The organism is Streptomyces candidus, from assembly GCF_014207445.1.
Classification (GTDB): domain Bacteria; phylum Actinomycetota; class Actinomycetes; order Streptomycetales; family Streptomycetaceae; genus Streptomyces; species Streptomyces candidus.
Genome location: NZ_JACHEM010000006.1, coordinates 269,627 through 290,000 on the forward strand (window position 1 = coordinate 269,627; position 20,374 = coordinate 290,000).

Annotated in this window: 15 protein-coding genes; 8 read left to right on the forward strand and 7 right to left on the reverse strand. The window is 70.1% G+C overall.

The annotated features are described in order from the left end of the window. The first annotated feature begins 55 nt into the window (after window positions 1–55). The gene (locus HNQ79_RS14335) at window positions 56–376 is read left to right on the forward strand and encodes a ferredoxin (protein WP_185031133.1); all 321 of its coding nucleotides are present in this window, start codon (window positions 56–58) and stop codon (window positions 374–376) included. A 14-nt stretch (window positions 377–390) separates the two neighbouring features. Here the strand turns inward: HNQ79_RS14335 and HNQ79_RS14340 are convergent, their stop codons facing one another. From HNQ79_RS14340 to HNQ79_RS33720, 3 genes are all read right to left on the reverse strand, one after another. Further along, entirely contained in the window at window positions 391–942 is a 552-nt protein-coding gene (locus HNQ79_RS14340; protein ID WP_185030847.1) for a hypothetical protein, read from the reverse strand. Between the two features lie 387 nt (window positions 943–1,329). After that, window positions 1,330–2,235, reverse strand: coding sequence for a tRNA (adenine-N1)-methyltransferase (locus HNQ79_RS14345; protein WP_185030848.1), 906 nt, complete (start codon window positions 2,233–2,235; stop codon window positions 1,330–1,332). A gap of 58 nt (window positions 2,236–2,293) precedes the next feature. After that, entirely contained in the window at window positions 2,294–4,063 is a 1,770-nt protein-coding gene (locus HNQ79_RS33720; RefSeq protein WP_229923577.1) for a site-2 protease family protein, read from the reverse strand. Between the two features lie 136 nt (window positions 4,064–4,199). On the opposite strand from HNQ79_RS33720, the gene HNQ79_RS14355 reads away from it, so the two are divergent. Continuing rightward, entirely contained in the window at window positions 4,200–5,276 is a 1,077-nt protein-coding gene (locus HNQ79_RS14355; protein WP_185030851.1) for a RecB family exonuclease, read from the forward strand. A gap of 100 nt (window positions 5,277–5,376) precedes the next feature. After that, on the forward strand, window positions 5,377–6,048 hold the full coding sequence (locus HNQ79_RS14360) for a response regulator (RefSeq protein ID WP_185030853.1): 672 nt from the start codon (window positions 5,377–5,379) through the stop codon (window positions 6,046–6,048). Between the two features lie 137 nt (window positions 6,049–6,185). Here HNQ79_RS14360 and HNQ79_RS14365 read toward each other — a convergent pair whose 3' ends face one another. From HNQ79_RS14365 to metH, 4 genes are all read right to left on the reverse strand, one after another. Beyond that, window positions 6,186–7,781 carry an ABC transporter substrate-binding protein gene (locus HNQ79_RS14365; protein WP_185030855.1) on the reverse strand — a complete coding sequence of 532 codons (1,596 nt, stop codon included), beginning with the start codon at window positions 7,779–7,781 and terminating at the stop codon, window positions 6,186–6,188. Between the two features lie 83 nt (window positions 7,782–7,864). Continuing rightward, a complete protein-coding gene (locus tag HNQ79_RS14370) occupies window positions 7,865–9,466 on the reverse strand; it encodes an ABC transporter substrate-binding protein (RefSeq protein ID WP_185030857.1) in 1,602 nt (533 codons plus the stop codon). A 424-nt stretch (window positions 9,467–9,890) separates the two neighbouring features. After that, complete coding sequence (locus HNQ79_RS14375) at window positions 9,891–10,592, reverse strand: HAD family hydrolase (RefSeq protein WP_185030859.1); 702 nt, start codon at window positions 10,590–10,592, stop codon at window positions 9,891–9,893. A 131-nt stretch (window positions 10,593–10,723) separates the two neighbouring features. After that, window positions 10,724–14,236 carry a methionine synthase gene (gene metH, locus HNQ79_RS14380; RefSeq protein WP_185030861.1) on the reverse strand — a complete coding sequence of 1,171 codons (3,513 nt, stop codon included), beginning with the start codon at window positions 14,234–14,236 and terminating at the stop codon, window positions 10,724–10,726. Window positions 14,237–14,550: 314 nt separating this feature from the next. Here metH and HNQ79_RS14385 point away from each other — a divergent pair, with 314 nt between their 5' ends. From HNQ79_RS14385 to HNQ79_RS14405, 5 genes are all read left to right on the forward strand, one after another. Further along, window positions 14,551–15,315, forward strand: coding sequence for an IclR family transcriptional regulator (locus tag HNQ79_RS14385; RefSeq protein WP_185030862.1), 765 nt, complete (start codon window positions 14,551–14,553; stop codon window positions 15,313–15,315). A gap of 223 nt (window positions 15,316–15,538) precedes the next feature. After that, entirely contained in the window at window positions 15,539–16,345 is an 807-nt protein-coding gene (locus HNQ79_RS14390) for an MIP/aquaporin family protein (protein ID WP_185030864.1), read from the forward strand. A 49-nt stretch (window positions 16,346–16,394) separates the two neighbouring features. Continuing rightward, window positions 16,395–17,930 carry a glycerol kinase GlpK gene (glpK, locus tag HNQ79_RS14395; RefSeq protein ID WP_185030866.1) on the forward strand — a complete coding sequence of 512 codons (1,536 nt, stop codon included), beginning with the start codon at window positions 16,395–16,397 and terminating at the stop codon, window positions 17,928–17,930. 5 nt (window positions 17,931–17,935) lie between these two features. After that, window positions 17,936–19,546, forward strand: a complete 1,611-nt coding sequence (locus HNQ79_RS14400) for a glycerol-3-phosphate dehydrogenase/oxidase (RefSeq protein WP_185030868.1) — start codon at window positions 17,936–17,938, stop codon at window positions 19,544–19,546. Window positions 19,547–19,682: 136 nt separating this feature from the next. Further along, window positions 19,683–20,354 (forward strand): FadR/GntR family transcriptional regulator, encoded by a 672-nt coding sequence (locus HNQ79_RS14405; RefSeq protein WP_185030870.1) that lies wholly within the window; start codon window positions 19,683–19,685, stop codon window positions 20,352–20,354. Window positions 20,355–20,374: the final 20 nt, after the last annotated feature.

The following is a 20,374-nucleotide window of genomic DNA, read 5'->3' on the forward strand; positions in this document are numbered from 1 at the left end:
CACCCGTCAGGGCTGGCTTCAATTGGTGCATACCGCGCAGGGAACGGCAGGAGATATGACCGTGGAGGAGAAGGCCCCCACCGCAGAGGGCGCCCAGGCAGGCGACCCTCTCGAGGTGTGGATCGACCAGGACCTCTGCACCGGTGACGGCATCTGTGCGCAGTACGCGCCGGAGGTCTTCGAGCTCGACATCGACGGGCTGGCGTACGTGAAGAGCGGTGACGACGAGTTGCTGCAGACACCTGGTGCGACGACGCCGGTGCCGCTGACGCTGCTGAACGATGTCGTGGACTCGGCGAAGGAGTGCCCGGGCGACTGTATTCATGTACGTCGCGTTTCGGACAGCGTCGAGGTGTACGGGCCGGACGCCCAGTAGCTGGGGCGCGTGTTTCAGACGCCGCGGGCGTCGGGGGTGGCGGAGCGGGTGAACTTCCCGTTCCGCCACTGCCATTTGACCTTCTGCATCCGGTCGGGGCAGCAGCGGGCGACCGCGTCGGAGGAGTATCCGAGGAGGGTGGCGGCGACCGCGCCTTCGGCGACGGCGATCTCGGTGACGTTCTCTCCGTCGCCCGGGTCGAGGAGGGTGGCGACGACGCGGTGGGGTGAGGTGAGTACGTAGACCCCGCTCGGCGGTGTGCCGATGCCGGCATCGCAGCGGACGACGGCGACGGTTTCAAGGTGGCCGTCGCCGTCGAGGTCGCCGGTGGCCCGGTTCACGACGCGGGGTGCGCCGCCCCGGCACTCCAGGGGGTACGTGGCCGCCTGCGCGTCCGGGGCGGGGCGTGCCTGGGCTGCGGCAGCAGTGTCCGGGGAGGCGGTGGCGGCGGCGGGCTGGAGGAGCGCGGCGCCCGCTATGACGGCTGCGGTGGCTGCGGCGGTGGTCAGCCAGTGCACCGCGCGGGGCCGGGCGTGTGCGGGGGCCGTGGGCGCGGGGGTGTGCACGCGGAGTGTCTCCTGTGGGGCTGTGGCGCCAGGGGCGTCGGCGACGGGAGGGTGGCCAGCATCGTGCCACACGGTGCGGCGCAGCGGAATGCCGGGGCGGCGTGCGCGTGCCGTCGCGGAGGGCCGTGGCGCGGCCCCCGGGGCTCCACGCGCGCGCGTGTGCCGAGCCCGCTCCGCGCGCGTGTACGTGGGCGGTCTCCGCCTGCGGGTGCACGGCCGGTCGTTTCCCGTGCGCGTCCGGGAGCCCCGCTCGGCGTGTGCCGTGCGGGAGCTGCCCGACGTGGTGGTGAGAGCGGGTGGGCGAGGAAAAGGCGCCGCCGTCCAGTTCTCGTGTCGGTCCGGGAACTGGACGGCGGCGCCGGTCTGTGGGGGCGGTGTGCCGGGCGGTTACGCCTGGCCGCTGCCGCGCTCCTTGTTGGGGCCCTCGTAGTCCTCGCCGTAGGCGCCCTTGGAGGGGCGGCGGCGGCGCATGGGGGGCTCGACGCCGTCGGCGAGGCGGCGGGCGGTGACGAGGAAGCCCGTGTGGCCGATCATGCGGTGGTCCGGGCGCACGGCGAGGCCCTCGACGTGCCAGTTGCGGACCATGGATTCCCACGGCTGGGGTTCGGCGAAGCAGCCGATCTCGCGGATGGACTCGACGGTCCTGGCGAGCTGGGTGGTGGTGGCGACGTACGCGCACATGATGCCGCCGGGGACGAGCGCCTTGGAGACGGCTTCGAGGGTTTCCCAGGGGGCGAGCATGTCGAGGACGACGCGGTCGACCTCGGTGTCGGACAGGTTGTCCTGGAGGTCTCCGACGGTGAGGGTCCACGCCGGGTGGGGGCCGCCGAAGTAGCGCTCCACGTTGCCCTGGGCGATGTCCGCGAAGTCCTGGCGGCGCTCGTAGGAGTGCAGCATTCCGTGGTCGCCGACGGCGCGCAGCAGGAAGGCGCTCAGTGCGCCGGAGCCCACTCCGGCTTCGACGACGCGGGCGCCGGCGAAGATGTCGGCGAAGGCCAGGATCTGCCCCGCGTCCTTGGGGTAGACCACGGCTGCGCCGCGGGGCATGGACAGGACGTAGTCGGGGAGCAGGGGGCGGAGTGCCAGGTAGGCGACGTTCCCCGTGGTACGGACAACACTGCCCTCGGACGCCCCGATCAGCTCGTCGTGCGAGAAGGCACCCTTGTGGGTGTGGAACTGCTTCCCGGCTTCGAGCGTGAACGTGTAGTGGCGGCCCTTGGGGTCAGTCAGCTGGACCTGGTCCCCGACCTTGAAGGGCCCGCGTCGGCGGGCGGCACCGGTCGGTTCGGACATGTGACCAGCCTACCGGCTGTTTGAGTGCCCTCGCGCCGGGTCCGTTCCCGCCGGAGCGTCACTGGGGGCGGGCCATGGCGTTGACGAAGGCGCGCTCGACGTCGGCGGTGGACAGGACGCCGTAGATCTCGCCGGTGTCCTCGACGACGAGGTATTCGGTGGCGGGGGCCGTCTGGAGCCGGTCGAGGAGGTCCTGGCCGTCGAGTCCGGCGGGGATGCGCATGTCGTCGGTGAGGTCCTGGGCGAGGCCGCTGACGGCGACCCAGGGGCGGCGGTGTTCGGGTACGCCGACGATGGCGGCTTCCCGTACGAGGGCGGTGGGCCGGCCCTGCGCGTCGACGACGACGAGGGCGCGGGCGCCCGCTTCGTTGGCGCGGCGGAGCGCTTCGGAGAGGGGGGTGGCGGATTCGACGGGGACCGCGCGCCGGGTGAGGGTGCGGGCGCGCAGGGCGGGGAGGTGCTCGCGCAGGCGGGCCATGCGGAGGCTGTTGCCGGCGCCGGTCCAGATGATGGCGGCGAGGATCGCGGCGAGGAGGGCGTCGAGCACGGTGTCCATGCCGGTGATGTCCTCGGTGTCGTTGCCGAGGGCCCCGGTGTGGGTGAGGAGGGGGAGGCCGATGAGGACGGCGACGGCGAGTGCGCGGCCGATCCAGGCGGCGGCGACGGTGCCGGTCATGGGGTTGCCGGTGATCTTCCAGACGACGGCGCGGAGCATCCGGCCGCCGTCGAGGGGCAGGCCGGGGAGCAGGTTGAAGGCCGCCACGATGAGGTTGGAGATCATCAGGCCCGCGAGCAGGACGCCGGGGACGGTACTCGCTTCGACGAGGTCCATGGCGAGGTAGAAGAGGCCGCCGAGGAGGAGGGAGAGGAGGGGGCCGACGAAGGCGAGGACGAATTCCCGCCCGGGGGTCTCGGTCTCCTTCTCGATCTCGGAGACGCCGCCGAAGAACTGGAGCTGGATGCGGCGGACGGGGAGCTTGAAGCGGAGGGCGGCGACGGTGTGGGCGAGTTCGTGCACGAGCACGGACGCGTAGAAGGCGACGGCGAAGAAGAGGGAGACGAGGTAGCGGGCGGCGCCGAGTTCGGGCAGGACGATGTCGATCTGTCCGCCGAAGACCCAGGTGATGAGGGCGGCGACGAGGAACCAGCTGGGAGCGACGTAGACGGGCACTCCGAAGGGCCGCCCCATGAGGAGGCCGCCTCCGGGCTCGCTGGGCCGCTTGGGGGTCTTGCCCGGCGCGCTGCCGGTGCTGCCGGTGCTGCCGGTGCTGCCGGTGCTGCCGGTGCTGCCGGTGCTGCCGGTGCTGCCGGTGCTGCCGGTGCTGCCGGTGCTGCCGGTGGCGAGGGTGTTGCCGGTGCCGGCGCCCGTGTCGGCGGGGGTGTCGGTGTCGGCGGGGGTGTCGGTGTCGGCGGGGGTGTCGGTGTCGGCGGGGGTGTCCGGCTTTGGCCCGTGGTGGGCGGCGGGGGCGCCGCCGTCGGGACGGCTCGGGGGCGGGCCGGGCTCGGAGCCGCCGTCCGTAGCGGTACCGCCGGACGCGGGGCCGGTGTCGCCGTCGGGGGCGGGGGCGAGGGTGCGGGGCGCCGAGGGGGTGCCCGTGGCCGCGCCCTGCGTGCTGCCGGTGCCGGGGGCGTCCGGGGCGAGGGGCGGAGCCGGGGCGGCCGGGGCGGTGGGCGTAGCCGTGGTGCCACCCTCGGTGGGAGTGGTGGGGTCGGTCGTGTCCGTGGGGTCGGTCGTGTCCGTGGGGCCGGCGGGGGTGGTGGGGTCGGCCGTGCCGGGCCTGCGGCGTCGGCCGTCGCCGGTCTCGCCGCTCTCGTCGCGCTCGTCCACGGGGTCCCTTCGTCTGCGTACGCTCTCTGCCGCCCTGTTGCCGTTGTGCGGGGCAATGCCCTGATCATGCAGTGCGGGAGGGCTTGTCGTCGATGGTAGGGGGGCGTTGTCAGTGGCGGGCCGTAGGGTCGGAGTCATGAATACGAGTTCCGGTCCGGCGGCTGCGGCGACGCGGCCCACTTCGCTGTCACCCTCAAGGGCGAGCGATTTCATGCAGTGCCCGCTGCTGTACCGGTTCAGGGTGATCGACAAGCTTCCTGAGAAGCCGAGTGAGGCGGCCACCCGGGGGACGCTGGTGCATGCCGTGCTGGAGCGGCTGTTCGACGATCCGGCGGTGGAGCGTACGGCCCCGAAGGCGCGGGCGATGGTGCCGGGGCAGTGGGACCGGTTGCTGGAGTCGAAACCGGAGCTGTCGGAGTTGTTCGCGGACGACGCGCAGGGCGAGCGGCTGACGCGGTGGCTGGGGCAGGCGGAGGACCTGGTCGAGAAGTGGTTCACGCTGGAGGATCCGACACGGTTGGAGCCGGCCGAGCGGGAGCTGTTCGTGGAGACGGAGCTGGAGTCGGGGCTGCGGCTGCGCGGCGTGATCGACCGGGTGGACGTGGCGCCGACGGGCGAGGTGCGGATCGTCGACTACAAGACGGGGAAGGCGCCGCGTCCGGAGTACGCGGAGGGCGCGCTGTTCCAGATGAAGTTCTACGCGCTGGTGATCTGGCGGTGGAAGCGGATCGTGCCGCGCAGGCTGCAGCTGGTGTATCTGGGCAGCGGCGACGTGATGACGTACGACCCGAACGAGGCGGACCTGGAGCGGATGGAGCGGAAGCTGCACGCGCTGTGGGAGTCGATCAAGGAGGCGACGGCGACGGGCGAGTGGCGCCCGCGGCCGACGAAGCTGTGCGGGTGGTGCGACCACCGTGCGGTGTGCCCGGAGTTCGGCGGGACACCACCGGTCTACCCCCTGGAGATCCGGGGACAGGCGGCGGCGGAAGTACCGGCCGGGAGTCCGGGGGCCGCTCCCGGGACAGCACAGCCGCTGGAGACCCGGGAACAGGCGACGGCAGCAGTACCGGCTGGGGCTCTGGGGGTTGCCCCCGGCACCATGCGGCCCCGGGAGTCCCGGGAACTGGCGGCCGAGGTACCGGCCGGGGGCCCGGAGGCTGCTCCCGTGGCCGCAGAGCCCCCGGAGGTCCGGCCGCGGGAGACCGCGGAGTAGGTGCCGGGTTCTTTCCGGCGGCAGCTTCGGGGTTGTCCCCCGGGCGGGTGCGGCGGTCGGACGGCAGGGCAGAATGGGGCCGTCTAGAGAAGGAGTACACGTGGCTATCCGCGTCCTGTTGGTTGACGACCAGCCGCTGCTGCGCACCGGGTTCCGGATGATTCTGGAGGCCGAGCAGGACCTCGCGGTCGTCGGCGAGGCCGGTGACGGTCTGCAGGCGCTCGACCAGGTGCGGGCGTTGCAGCCCGATGTGGTGTTGATGGACATCCGGATGCCGCGGATGGACGGTGTCGAGGCGACGCGGCAGATCACGGGTCCCGGGCGGGACGGCCCGGCGAAGGTGCTGGTGCTGACGACGTTCGATCTGGACGAGTACGTGGTGGAGGCGCTGCGTGCGGGCGCCAGCGGGTTCCTGCTGAAGGACGCTCCCGCGCATGAGCTGGTGCAGGCGATCCGAGTGGTGGCCGCCGGCGAGGCGATGCTCGCGCCGAGCATCACGCGCCGGTTGCTGGACAAGTACGCGGATCATCTGCCGTCCGGTGAGGACGAGGCGCCGGACACCTTGCACACGCTGACCGAGCGTGAGGTCGAGGTGCTGAAGCTGGTGGCGCGCGGATTGTCGAACGCCGAGATCGCGGCAGACCTGTTCGTGAGCGAGACGACGGTCAAGACGCATGTCGGGCACGTGCTGACGAAGCTGGGTCTGCGTGACCGGGTGCAGGCGGCGGTGTACGCGTACGAGAGCGGTCTGGTGCGTCCGGGCGCCCAGTAGCGGTTACGGTCACCGCATGACGAAGGGGGCCCCACCGGATCGTGTCCGATGGGGCCCCTTCGTCATGCGGGGTACGAGGTGCGGGCCCGGTTCGCCGTACGGGGTTGCCGTACGGCGAGTGGGGTCCGGCCGTCGGCTCAGTTCTTGCTGATCTCCCAGAAGCGGAAGACCGTCGAGGAGTCGAGGGTCCATTCGAGTCCGGTGATGCCGTCCCGGGCGACGGCGTACTGCTTGCCCTGCCACAGCGGGAGGACCGGGACGTCCTCGGCGACCACGTTCTGGAGGCGGCCGAAGTCGTCCGCGGTGGCGCCGCGGCCGGCGGCCGCCGCGGTGGCGGGGAGGATCTTGCCGGTGATCTCGGAGTTCTCGTAGTTGTTGGAGAGGACGTTGCCCTTGCCGAAGAACGGCTGGGTGAAGTTCTCGGGGTCGGGGTAGTCCGGGATCCAGCCCTTGACGTACACGCCGTACTTCCCGGCCGCGATGTCCTTCTCGTACTGCTCGTGCTCGACGGACTTGACGTCGGCGGCGAAGAGGCCGCTGCTGTTGAGCTGGGCGGCGAGGGCCTTGAACTCGTCCACGGTGGCGGGGCCGTAGCGGCTGGGGGTGGCCCAGAGGGTCAGCTTGACCTTGTCCTTGATGCCTGCCGCGCGCAGGACCTTCCTGGCCTTGTCGGGCTGGGGGGTGCCGCCGTACCGGTTGAAGAAGGCGGTGTTGTGGCCGGTGATGCCCGCGGGGATGATCGAGTAGAGAGGGGTCGCGGTGGAGCGGTAGACGTCGTGGACGAGTGCGTCGCGGTCGACGAGGTGGGCGATGGCGCGGCGGACGGCGACGTTTCCGGCGACCGGGTCCTTCATGTTGAAGACCAGGTGGTGGACCTCGGCGCTGCTGCCTTCGATGGGCTGGACGGGGTGCTTCCCGTCGAGTGCGGCGGTCTCGGTCTCGGCGAGTTCCTTGGCGTCGAGTCCTCGGTAGGCGAGGTCGATGCTGCCGTCCTTGAGGGCCTCCCCCAGCGCCTTCTGGTCGCCGTGGAAGAGCTTGAGGGTCATGCCGGTGTTCTGCGCCTCGGCGGTGCCGCGGTAGTTGGCGTTGACGGCGAAGACGGCCTGGTCCTTTTCGTAGGAGTCCAGGCGGTACGGTCCCGAGCCGATGGCCTTGTCGTCCGTGCGCAGCTTGTCGGCAGGGTATTCGCGGTGGTCGACGATGGAACCGGCGCCGGAGGCGATCTTGCTGGGGAAGGTGGCGTCGGGGACCTTGAGGTGGAAGACGACCTGCTTGTCGTCGGGGGTCTCGATGCTCTTGATGGAGGAGAGCATGACGGCCGGTCCGGCGGGGTCGTTGATCTTCAGGGTGCGCTCGAAGGAGTGCTTGACGTCCTTGGAGGTGAGCGCGTTGCCGTTGCTGAAGGTGAGGCCGTCACGCAGGGTGCAGCGGTAGACGGTGCTGCCCTTGTCGAGGGAGCAGCTGCGCGCCGCTTCCGGTACGGGTTCCGAGTTGCCCTTGGGGAAGGCCATCAGCGACTGGAAGACGTTGTTGAACAGGAGCCAGGAGCCGGGGTCGTATCCGGAGGCCGGGTCGATGGCCTTGATCTCGTCGGACATGCCCATGACGATGCCCTTGCCGGTTCCGGCGTTCTGTCCGGCGTCTGAGCCGTCGGAGGTGCCGCATCCGACGAGGAGGCCTGCTGAGAGTCCTGCCGCGAGGGGGGCGGTCAGCCATGGCTTACGTATCTGCACCGCGCGATTCACACTTTCCGGGTCTGTACGTCGTACGAGGGGTGGCGTACGAGGTGGGCGTGTTGGGGGGTGAGGGGTGTGGGTCAGGCGACGCCGCGGCCGAGTTCCCACAGCTGGAGGTCGGCGGCGAAGTTGACCGCCCACTCGGTGCCGGTGATGTCGGTGCGGGAGACGAGGTACTGCTTGCCCTGCCAGAGCGGGAGGATCGGTACGTCGTCGGCGACGATGTCCTGGATCCGCTCGAAGGCGGGGACGGCCGAGCCGCGTTCGGCTTCGCGGCGGGACTGCGGGATGAGGGCGTCCCGGATCTCGGGGTTGGCGTAGGGGCTGTTGAGGAAGTTGTCCTTGTCCAGGAACGGGGCGACATAGTTGTCGCCGTCCGTGAAGTCGGGGAACCAGCCCATGCCGTAGACGGCGTACTTGCCGGCCTTCTGCTGAGGTGAGAACTCGCTCCACGAGGCGCCCTTGAGGGTGACGTCGAAGAGCTTGGAGGAGTTCAGCTGCTGCTGGAGCACCTCGAACTCCTTCTTCGTGACGGAGCCGTAGTGGTCGGTCGTGTAGTGGAGGGTCAGCTTGAGGGGCGTGCGGACTCCCGCGCCGCGCAGCAGGTCGGCGGCCTTCTTCGGGTCCGCGGCGGGGTACTTGTTGAAGAAGGAGTTCTTGTGGCCGGTGATGGTCGTCGGCACCACAGAGTAGAGCGGCTCGGCGGTGGCTCCGTACACCTCGCTGGTGAGCTTGGTGCGGTCGATGACGGAGGCCAGTGCCTGGCGTACCGCCTTCTTCTTCATCACCGGGTCGGCGGTGTTGAAGCCGAGGTAGCGGATTTCCAGGCCGGGCAGTTCGGTGAGCTTGAGGGACTGGTCGTCGCTCGCGGACATGCTGTTGACCTGCTGGGGCGCCAGGGTGCGTGAGACCGTGTCGATTTTGCCGCCGCGCAGGGCCTTCTCCATGGCGGCGGAGTCGTCGAAGGAACGGATTTCGACCTTGTCGTTCTGGAACTTGACGTCGCCCTTGTAATGCGGGTTCTTCGTGAAGACCGTCCTGGTGACGGTCTGGCCCTTGGTTTCGACTTCGACGGTGTACGGGCCGGAGCCGTCCACCCGGAAGCCGGCGCGCACCTTGTCCGGGGCGTACACGGCGTTGTCCACGAGAGAGGCGGCCGGGGTCGCCAGCTTGTACGGGAAGGTGGCGTCGGGGTTCTTGAGGTGGAAGACGACCTCGTTCTCGCCCTTGGTCTCGACGGTGTCGATGTTGGCGAGGAGGGTGACCGGGCCGTTCTTGTCCTGGATCTTCAGGACGCGGTCGATGGAGAACTTGACGTCGGTGGCGTCCAGCGGCTTGCCGTCGGAGAACTTCAGGCCGCTGCGCAGGGTGCAGCGGTAGCTGGTGTTCTGGGTGTCGGTGAAGCCGCACTGCTGGGCGGCTTCCGGCACGGGTTCGCCGCCGCCGCGCGGGACGCGCATCAGGGTCTGCAGGGACTGCCGCAGGACGTTCCAGGCGCCGACGTCGTAGGCGTGTGCCGGGTCGAAGGGGGCCGGGGCCTCCTTCGTGGCGACGAAGTGGTCCGTGGTGCCGACGACAATGGCCTTGCTGCCCTCGCCCTTGTCGGACGCGCCGCCGCATGCGGCGAGTGCCGGGGCGAGCAGGCCGACGACTGCCGGCAGTACCAATGTCTTGCGGTTCATCCTGGACGTTCTCCCTCAACCGGCGGCTGCATTGCAGCGGTCTGCGAACACTTCGCCGTTGTCCGCCAGTTGGGGATGCAACTCGGGCCGGTTACCGAGCCGCAGGGGTCCGGCGAAGTTCTCGCGTTGAGATTAGTGGGAATGTGCGCGCGTTCCGACCGCTGTCCCCCGCTCCCGGCGGCGCCCCCCGAAGGGGAATTTTTCGTACACGGATTCACGAACCAGGACACAAGGGCAGGCAAATCGGCCCGCCGACCGGAGTTCCCGTGCTGCTGCCCCCGCGTCGGCGGGCCACCTGGTGACCAAGCTCACCCCATGAATACATTTACGGAGGAGTGAATTCCTAATAGCGGAAATTACGCAGCCCGCATGAACCGTTCCGCTGCGTTTCCACGGCCCTGCAAAACCACACTGGGTGTCCGGGTCAGTGCATTCCCGTCATGAGTGTGCGAAGAAATGCGAGGTCGACTTCTTCGAGGGAGGCGACGACCGGGCGACCGGGTGCGGGGGCGATCGGCGCCACGGATGGTACGGCCACCACCCGGCACCCCGCCGACTCCGCTGCCGCGACACCGGTCGCGGTGTCCTCGACGACCGCGCACCTCGCAGGGTCGGCACCGACCCTGGCCGCCGCGTGGAGGTAGGGGTCGGGGTGGGGTTTCGTACGGGCCACCTCGTCACCGGCCACGGTGAAGCGGAAGTCGTCGGGGCCGAAGGACTCCAGGACGCGGTCGATGATGCGCCGGTGCGAGGCGGAGACGAGAGCGGTGGGCACGTCGTGCGCCCGCAGTTCGGCCAGCAGCTTCGCGGCGCCCGGCATCAGCGGCACGCCGTTTCTGATGCGTGCCTCGAAACGGTCGTTGAGCAGCACCGTCAGTTCGGGGAGGGGGATGTCGGCGCCGGTGGAGTCGATGAGGAAGCCGGCGCTGCGGGTCATCGGGCCGCCGACGACCACGTCCCGCCAGGATTCGTCGAGCTGGTGCCCGAGGCCGGCGAAGACCTCCTTCTCGACGTCCCACCAGAGGCCTTCGGTGTCGACGAGAGTGCCGTCCATGTCGAGGAAGACCGCCTGGAGCGTCGCGCCTTCGGCCGTGCGTGTACTGGGCGCGGGGACGGTACTGGTCATCCGGGCACACCTCCTGGAGGGACGAGAAGGCCGGCCGCTCCTCCCCCGGAGGGAAGGACGACCGGCCTGCACTGGGCCGACCAGTGTACGTCGGGCCCGGTGAACGCGCGCTGTGGATTTCCCGCCGGTGGTCAGCGCGCGTTGAAGTACTTCGCCTCCGGGTGGTGGATGACGATCGCGTCGGTGGACTGCTCCGGGTGGAGCTGGAACTCCTCGGAGAGGTGGACGCCGATCCGCTCCGGCTGGAGCAGTTCGGCGATCTTGGCGCGGTCCTCCAGGTTGGGGCAGGCGCCGTAACCGAGCGAGAAGCGTGCGCCCCGGTACTTCAGGTCGAACATGTCCTGGACGTCGGAGGGGTCCTCACCGGCGAAGCCGAGCTCGGAGCGGACCCGCGCGTGCCAGTACTCGGCCATGGCCTCGGCGAGCTGGACGGACAGGCCGTGCAGTTCGAGGTAGTCGCGGTAGGCGTTGGCCTCGAAGAGCTTGGCGGTCTCCTCACCGATCCTCGAACCGACGGTGACGACCTGGAGGCCGACCACGTCCTTCTCGCCGGACTCCTCGGGACGGAAGAAGTCCGCGAGGCACAGGCGACGGCCGCGGCGCTGGCGCGGGAAGGTGAAGCGCGTCCGCTCGGAGCCGTCCTCGTGCAGCAGGATCAGGTCGTCGCCCTTGGAGACGCAGGGGAAGTAGCCGTAGACGACGGCCGCTTCGAGAAGGTTGTCGGTGTGCAGCTTGTCGAGCCAGCCGCGCAGGTGCGGACGGCCCTCGGTCTCCACCAGCTCCTCGTAGCTGGGTCCGCCCTTGCGGGCCTCCTTCAGGCCCCACTGGCCCTTGAAGAGGGCGCCCTCGTCGAGCCAGGACGCGTAGTCCTTGAGCGGGATGCCCTTGACGACGCGGGTGCCCCAGAACGGCGGGGTGGGCACGGGGTTGTCGGTGGCGGTCTCGGAGCGTACGGAGCCCTCGGGCTCGTCCGCTTCCGGCACGGCGGTGGTCTCGCGCCGGGGCACGCGGCGCTGCTTGAGCTCGGGGAGCTTGGCGCCGGGGACGCCGCGCTTGACGCCGATGAGGGCGTCCATGAGGCGCAGGCCCTCGAACGCGTCGCGGGCGTAGCGCACTTCGCCCTCGTAGATCTCGTGGAGGTCCTGTTCCACGTATGCCCGGGTGAGGGCGGCGCCGCCGAGGATGACGGGGAAGTCGGCGGCCATCTTGCGCTGGTTGAGCTCCTGGAGGTTCTCCTTCATGATCACCGTGGACTTGACGAGGAGGCCGGACATGCCGATGACGTCGGCCCTGTGTTCCTCGGCGGCTTCGAGGATCGCGGAGACGGGCTGCTTGATACCGAGGTTGACGACGGTGTAGCCGTTGTTGGAGAGGATGATGTCGACGAGGTTCTTGCCGATGTCGTGGACGTCTCCGCGGACGGTGGCCAGCACGATGGTGCCCTTGCCGTCGTCGTCCGTCTTCTCCATGTGCGGCTCCAGGTGGGCGACCGCGGTCTTCATGACCTCGGCGGACTGGAGCACGAACGGCAGCTGCATCTGGCCGGAGCCGAACAGCTCACCGACCACCTTCATGCCTTCGAGCAGGGTGTCGTTGACGATGTCCAGGGCCGGACGGGCGGTCAGGGCCTCGTCGAGGTCGGCTTCCAGGCCGTTCTTCTCGCCGTCGATGATGCGGCGCTGGAGCCGCTCGTCGAGAGGCAGCGCCATGAGTTCCTCGGCGCGCCCGGCCTTCATCGACTTCGTGCTGACGCCCTCGAACAGCTCCATGAGCTTCTGCAGCGGGTCGTAGCCCTCGGCACGGCGGTCGTGAATGAGGTCGAGGGCGACCTTGACCTGCTCCTCCTCCAGCCGGGCGATGGGCAGGATCTTGGAGGCGTGCACGATGGCGGAGTCGAGTCCGGCCTTGACGCACTCGTCGAGGAAGACGGAGTTGAGGATGACGCGGGCGGCCGGGTTGAGGCCGAAGGAGATGTTCGACAGACCCAGCGTGGTCTGGACGTCGGGGTGGCGCTTCTTCAGCTCGCGGATCGCCCCGATGGTGGCGATGCCGTCCTTGCGCGACTCCTCCTGGCCGGTGCAGATGGTGAAGGTGAGGACATCGATGAGGATGTCGGACTCCTGCACCCCCCAGTTCCCGGTCAGGTCCGCGATCAAACGTTCGGCGATGGCGACCTTGTGCTCGACGGTGCGGGCCTGGCCCTCCTCGTCGATGGTCAGCGCGATGAGCGCGGCACCGTGCTCCACCGCGAGGGCGGTGACCTGCTGGAAGCGGGACTCGGGGCCGTCGCCGTCCTCGTAGTTGACGGAGTTGATGACCGCGCGCCCGCCGAGCTTCTCCAACCCGGCCTTCAGGACCGGCAGTTCGGTGGAGTCCAGGACGATGGGCAGGGTGGAGGCGGTCGCGAAGCGGCCGGCGAGTTCCTTCATGTCCGCGACGCCGTCGCGGCCCACGTAGTCGACGCACAGGTCGAGCATGTGGGCGCCCTCGCGGATCTGGTCGCGGGCCATCTCCACGCAGTCGTCCCAGCGGCCGTCCAGCATGGCATCGCGGAACTTCTTCGAGCCGTTGGCGTTGGTCCGCTCGCCGATCGCCAGGTAAGCGGTGTCCTGGCGGAACGGGATGCTCTGGTAGAGGGACGCCGCTCCCGGCTCGGGGCGCGGCTCACGGGCCGTGGGCGTGAGAGCGCGGGCGCGGTCGACGACCTGGCGCAGGTGCTCGGGGGTGGTGCCGCAGCAGCCGCCGATCAGGGAGAGGCCGTAGTCCTGCACGAAGGCCTGCTGGGCGTCGGCCAGGCCCTCGGGGCCGAGCGGGAAGTGCGCGCCGTCCTTGGTCAGGACGGGCAGGCCGGCGTTGGGCATGCACATCAGCGGGGTCCGCGAATGGCGGGCCAGGTAGCGCAGGTGCTCGCTCATCTCGGCGGGGCCGGTGGAGCAGTTCAGGCCGATGAGGTCGATACCCAGGGGTTCCAGGGCGGTGAGGGCCGCGCCGATCTCGGAACCGAGCAGCATGACGCCGGTGGTCTCGAAGGCCAGGGAGCAGATCAGCGGGACGCTGACGCCGAGGGCGTCCATGGCGCGGCGGGCGCCGATGAGGCTCGACTTCGTCTGCAGCAGGTCCTGGGTGGTCTCCACGATGAGGGCGTCGGAGCCGCCGGCCAGGAGGCCCTCGGCGTTCTGCTGGTAGCCGTCGCGCAGGACGCCGTACTCGATGTGCCCCAGGGAGGGGAGCTTGGTGCCGGGCCCGATGGAACCCAGCACCCAGCGCGTGCGGCCGTCGGCGGCGGTGAACTCATCGGCGACCTCGCGGGCGATCCGGGCACCCGACTCCGACAGCTCCACGATCCGGTCGGCGATGTCGTACTCGTTGGCCGCCGAATGATTGGCGCCGAAGGTGTTGGTCTCGACACAGTCGACGCCGACCGCGAAGTACTCCTCGTGCACGGTGCGGACGATGTCCGGGCGGGTGACGTTCAGGACCTCGTTGCAGCCCTCGAGGTTCTGGAAATCCTCAAGCGTGGGGTCCTGCGCCTGCAGCATCGTGCCCATCGCGCCGTCGGCGACCACTACGCGGGTGGCGAGCGCCTCACGGAGGGCCTCGACTCGTGTCCGGGCGTCGGGCGTGGAGTTCGGCAACGAGGCCATGGATGTGCTCCCAGGGTTGCGACGGCTGTCGGCTTTGCGCCCGCCCGGTGGCGGGCGCACGCGGTCAGGGTAGCGGGGAGGACCCTCAAGGCGCGCAAGTGTCCCGGTCGATGGACGGTCCGAAAGGTGCTGGTGGGTCGGTGGCCGTCATGACAGGGGTCGACCAGGGCCGATAGTGTTCAGCATTGCCGAACGTCGGGCCTCGCCTCGGTCCGGAGGAACCGGCCCGAGGCGGCCGGCCACCGGCCGGCGGCCCGACAAGAAGACCCGACAAGAAGATCCGAACCGAACTGCCCCGTGGAGGCGATCGAGCGATGGCTCGCAACATCCAGTCGCTGGAGCGGGCGGCCGCCATGCTGCGGCTGCTCGCGGGTGGTGAGCGGCGGCTCGGCCTCTCCGACGTGGCGACCGCCCTCGGGCTGGCCAAGGGCACCGCGCACGGCATCCTGCGCACCCTCCAGCACGAGGGCTTCGTGGAGCAGGACCCGGCCTCGGGCCGCTACCAGCTGGGCGCCGAGCTGCTGCGCCTGGGCAACAGCTTCCTGGACGTGCACGAGCTGCGCGCCCGCGCGCTGGTGTGGACGGACGACCTGGCCCGCTCCAGCGGCGAGAGCGTCTACCTGGGCGTGCTGCACCAGCAGGGCGTGCTGATCGTGCACCACGTCTTCCGCCCGGACGACAGCCGCCAGGTGCTGGAGGTCGGGGCGATGCAGCCGCTGCACAGCACGGCCCTGGGCAAGGTGCTCTCCGCGTACGACCCGGTGGCGCACACCGAGGCGGTGGAGGGTGAGCGGGAGGCGTTCACCGCGCGCACGCTGACCTCGGAGGCGGACTTCGAGGGGGTGCTCGACCTCACCCGGGCGCGCGGCTGGGCCGCGGACGTGGAGGAGACCTGGGAGGGGCTGGCCTCGATCGCCGCCCCCATTCACGACCGGCGGCGGATGCCGGTGGGCGCGGTGGGCGTCGCCGGCGCGGTCGAACGGGTCTGCCCGGACGGGGAGTTGAAGCCGGAGCTGGTCGCGGCGGTACGGGACTGCGCGCGCGCCGTGTCGCGGGATCTGGGCGCCGGGCGCTTCTGAGCTGCGCCGTGCGGGCGTGGGGAAGACCATGGAAGACCGCACGGCGCTGTGAAACGCAGCTCACAGAACCCTTGACGTGCTGGTAACCGGGAGGAAAACTGCCGTTCATCGGTCGGCATTGTCGAACACCTGACGGCAATAGGAGTTAGAGTGTGACAAGCCAGGAACCGACTGGGCCCTCATCGAGGGTTCTGAACCTGGACGAAGGACAAAGGAGTCGCGGGTGTCCAGCCTCGACATCTTCACCGGCGAGACCATAGGTACCGCCGTACTCATCCTGCTCGGCGGCGGCGTGTGCGCGGCCGTCACCCTCAAGCGCTCGAAGGCGCTCAACGCCGGCTGGCTCGCCATCACCTTCGGGTGGGGTTTCGCGGTGCTGACCGCCGCCTACATCTCCGGCGGGCTCTCCGGCGCCCACCTGAACCCGGCCGTCACCGTGGGTCTCGCCGTCAAGGGTGGCACGGCCTGGGGCGACGTCCCGGTCTACTTCGCCGGCCAGCTCCTCGGCGCGATGGTCGGCGCGCTGCTGGTGTGGGCCTCGTACGCCGGTCAGTTCCGCGCCCATCTGACGGACCCGGAGATCCTCGCGGCCCAGCCCGCCGAGGAAGGCATGGTCGACCAGAAGACCGCGCCCCAGGCCGGCCCGGTGCTGGGCGTCTTCTCCACCGGCCCCGAGATCCGCAACGTCGCGCAGAACCTGGTCACCGAGATCATCGCGACCAGCGTCCTGGTTCTGGCCATCCTGACGCAGTCCACCATCGGCGGTGTCCTGCCCACCGACCCCAAGGGCCCCGGCGTGATGGGCGCGCTGATCACCGCCCTGGTCGTGGTCGGCATCGGCCTGTCCCTCGGCGGACCGACCGGTTACGCCATCAACCCGGTCCGTGACCTCGGTCCGCGCATCGTGCACGCTCTGCTCCCGCTGCCCAACAAGGGTGGTTCCGACTGGGGCTACGCCTGGATTCCCGTCGTCGGGCCGCTGATCGGCGGCGCGCTGGCGGGCGGCATATACCAGCTCGCCTTCGCCTGAGACCCGCACGCGCCAGAGCCGCACGACACAAGACTTCGAGGAGCACACCGTGACCGACGCACACACCACCGGCCCGTTCATCGCGGCCATCGACCAGGGCACCACCTCCAGCCGCTGCATCGTCTTCGACAAGGACGGCCGGATCGTCTCCGTCGACCAGAAGGAGCACGAGCAGATCTTCCCCAAGCCGGGCTGGGTGGAGCACGACGCGACCGAGATCTGGGAGAACGTCCAGGAGGTCGTGGCCGGAGCGGTCGTCAAGGCGGGCATCTCCGCCGCCGACGTCAAGGCGATCGGCATCACCAACCAGCGCGAGACCACGATGATGTGGGACAGGACCACCGGTGAGCCGGTCCACAACGCCATCGTGTGGCAGGACACCCGTACCGACGCGCTGTGCAGAGAGCTCGGCCGCAACGTCGGCCAGGACCGCTTCCGCCGCGAGACCGGTCTGCCGCTCGCCTCCTACTTCGCCGGCCCGAAGATCCGCTGGCTGCTCGACAACGTCGAGGGCCTGCGCGAGCGCGCCGAGAGCGGCGACATCCTCTTCGGCACCATGGACTCCTGGGTCATCTGGAACCTCACGGGCGGCGTGAACGGCGGTGTGCACGTCACCGACGTCACCAACGCCTCGCGCACCCTGCTGATGAACCTGCACAGGATGGCCTGGGACGAGAAGATCCTCTCCTCCATGGACATCCCCGCCGCCGTCCTGCCGGAGATCAAGTCCTCCGCCGAGGTGTACGGAAAGGCCGCTTCCGGCGTCCTGAAGGGCGTACCGGTGGCGTCCGCGCTCGGCGACCAGCAGGCGGCCCTGTTCGGCCAGACCTGCTTCTCCGAGGGCGAGGCGAAGTCGACGTACGGCACCGGCACCTTCATGCTGATGAACACCGGCGAGGAGCCCGTCAACTCGTACAACGGCCTGCTGACGACCGTCGGGTACCAGATCGGCGACCAGAAGCCGGTGTACGCGCTGGAGGGGTCGATCGCGGTCACCGGTTCGCTGGTGCAGTGGATGCGCGACCAGATGGGCATGATCAAGACCGCTGCGGAGATCGAGACGCTGGCCTCCAGCGTCGACGACAACGGCGGCGCGTACTTCGTGCCCGCCTTCTCCGGTCTGTTCGCCCCGTACTGGCGTTCCGACGCCCGGGGTGTGATCGCCGGTCTCACCCGGTACGTCACCAAGGCGCACATCGCGCGCGCCGTGCTGGAGGCGACGGCCTGGCAGACCCGTGAGATCACCGACGCCATGACCAAGGACTCCGGCGTCGAACTGACCGCCCTGAAGGTCGACGGCGGCATGACCTCCAACAACTTGCTGATGCAGACCCTGTCGGACTTCCTGGACGCCCCCGTCGTCCGTCCGATGGTCGCCGAGACGACCTGTCTCGGCGCTGCCTACGCAGCCGGCCTCGCGGTCGGCTTCTGGTCCAGCACCGACGAGCTGCGCGCCAACTGGCGCAGGGCCGCCGAGTGGACCCCCCGCATGGACGCGGACGTGCGGGACCGCGAGTACAAGAACTGGCTCAAGGCCGTTGAACGCTCCATGGGCTGGCTCGACGAAAACACAGGCGAGGAGTAACCGACATGACCACCCTGCAGAGCGTCCCGGCCCCCGGGACGCGCCCGGCCGACGGTTCGACCGCGAGCCGCGCCGAGACCCGGGAGCGGCTTTCCAAGGCGACGTACGACCTCCTGGTGATCGGCGGCGGCATCCTGGGCATCTCCACCGCCTGGCACGCCGCACAGTCCGGACTGCGGGTGGCCCTGGTGGACGCCGGCGACTTCGCCGGCGCCACCTCCTCCGCCTCCTCGAAGCTGCTCCACGGCGGGCTCCGCTACCTTCAGACCGGTGCGGTCAAGCTCGTCGCGGAGAACCACTTCGAGCGGCGGGCGGTCTCGCGGGACGTCGCCCCGCACCTGTCCAACCCGCTGACCTTCTACCTGCCCGTCTACAAGGGCGGCCCGCACGGCGCGGCCAAGCTCGGTGCGGGCGTCTTCGCCTACTCCGCGCTGTCCGCGTTCGGCGACGGCGTCGGCCACGTCATCTCGCCGTCGCGGGCGGCGCGTGACGTGCCGGAGCTGCGTACGGACAACCTGAAGGCCGTCGCGGTCTACGGCGACGACCAGATGAACGACTCGCGCATGGCGCTGATGACGGTCCGGGCGGCCGCCGAGGCCGGGGCCACCGTCCTCAACCACGCCGAGGTCACCGGGCTGCGCTTCACGCACGGCCGGGTGACGGGCGCGGAGCTCAAGGACCGCATGGACGGCACCGAGTTCGGGGTCGACGCCCGCCTGGTACTGAACGCGACCGGGCCGTGGGTGGACCACCTGCGCAAGCTGGAGGACCCCAACGCGGCGCCCTCCATACGCCTGTCCAAGGGCGCGCACCTGGTGCTGAAGCGGACGTCGCCGTGGAACGCCGCGCTGGCCACCCCGATCGACAAGTACCGCATCACCTTCGCCCTGCCGTGGGAGGACCAGCTCCTGCTGGGCACCACCGACGAGGAGTACGAGGGCGACCCGGCCGACGTCTCGGTCAACGAGAAGGACATCACGCAGATCCTCGACGAGGCCGCGTTCTCGATTCGTGACCAGCAGCTGTCGCGGGACCTGATCACGTACTCCTTCGCGGGTCTGCGGGTGCTGCCCGGCGGTCCCGGCGCCACCTCGAAGGCCAAGCGGGAGACGGTCGTCACCGAGGGCCGTGGCGGCATGCTGTCGGTGGCCGGCGGCAAGTGGACGACGTTCCGCCACATCGGCCGCACGGTGATGAACAAGCTCGCCGCCCTCCCCGGCCACCCGCTGGGCGAGGACATGGAGCCCATTTCCCACCTGCCGAAGAAGCTGCCGCTGCCGGGCATCTCCAACCCGAACGCGGTCGCCCACCGGCTGCTGGTCGACGGCGGTACCCCCGGCCCCCGGATGTCCCCGGAGACGGCCCGCCACCTGGCCACGCACTACGGGTCGCTGTCCTTCGAGATCGCCCGCCTGGCGAACGAGGACCCGGCGCTGGCCGAGCGCATCCACCCCGACGCCCCGGAGATCTGGGCGCAGGTCGTCTACGCACGCGACCACGAGTGGGCGGAGACCGCGGACGACGTGCTGCGCCGCCGCACCACGCTGACGATCCGGGGCCTGGCCACGGACGACGTGCGCGCGAAGGTCGAGCGGGTACTGAGCCGCGAGGTCTGAGCGGGACCGCTGTACGGCCGCGGGCGGGCTCCCTGGGGGGTCCGCCCGCGGCCGTGTGCGCTGCCTCTGTGGAGCGCCGTGCGACCATAGGTCGGATGTCTGGCGGCGGCGCCGGGCGGGAGCAGGAGGGCAGTCCATGGCCGTCACCGACGAGGCCATCGAACGCATCAAGGCCATGATCGTCTCGGGTGCGCTGCGTCCCGGCGACCGGCTGCCCAAGGAGAGCGAACTGGCCGCCGAGCTGGGCCTGTCCCGCAACTCCCTGCGCGAGGCGGTGCGGGCGCTTTCGCTGATCCGGATCCTGGATGTGCGTCAGGGCGACGGCACGTACGTCACCAGCCTCGACCCCCAGCTGCTGCTGGAGGCGATGAGCTTCGTGGTGGACTTCCACCGCGACGACACGGTCCTGGAGTTCCTGGCGGTCCGCAGGATCTTGGAGCCGGCGGCCACGGCGATGGCGTGCGGACGGATCGGCGAGGACGAACTGGACGCCCTGGAGGCACAGCTGGCGGCACTGGGTCCCGAGACGTCGGTGGAGGAGCTGGTCGCGGCCGACCTGGAGTTCCACCGGCGCATCGTGCGGGCATCGGGCAACTCGGTGCTGTGCTCGCTGCTCGACGGCCTGTCCGGGCCGGCCACCCGGGCACGGATCTGGCGGGGACTGGCGCGGGAGGACGCGCTCGGGCGCACCCTGCACGAGCACCGGGCGATCCTGGGCGCGCTGCGCGACCGGGACACGGAGGCCGCCCGGTCCTGGGCGACGGTGCACATCGCGAGCGTGGAACGGTGGCTGCGGTCCAGGTCGTAGGCCGGGCGCGGCAAAGGAAC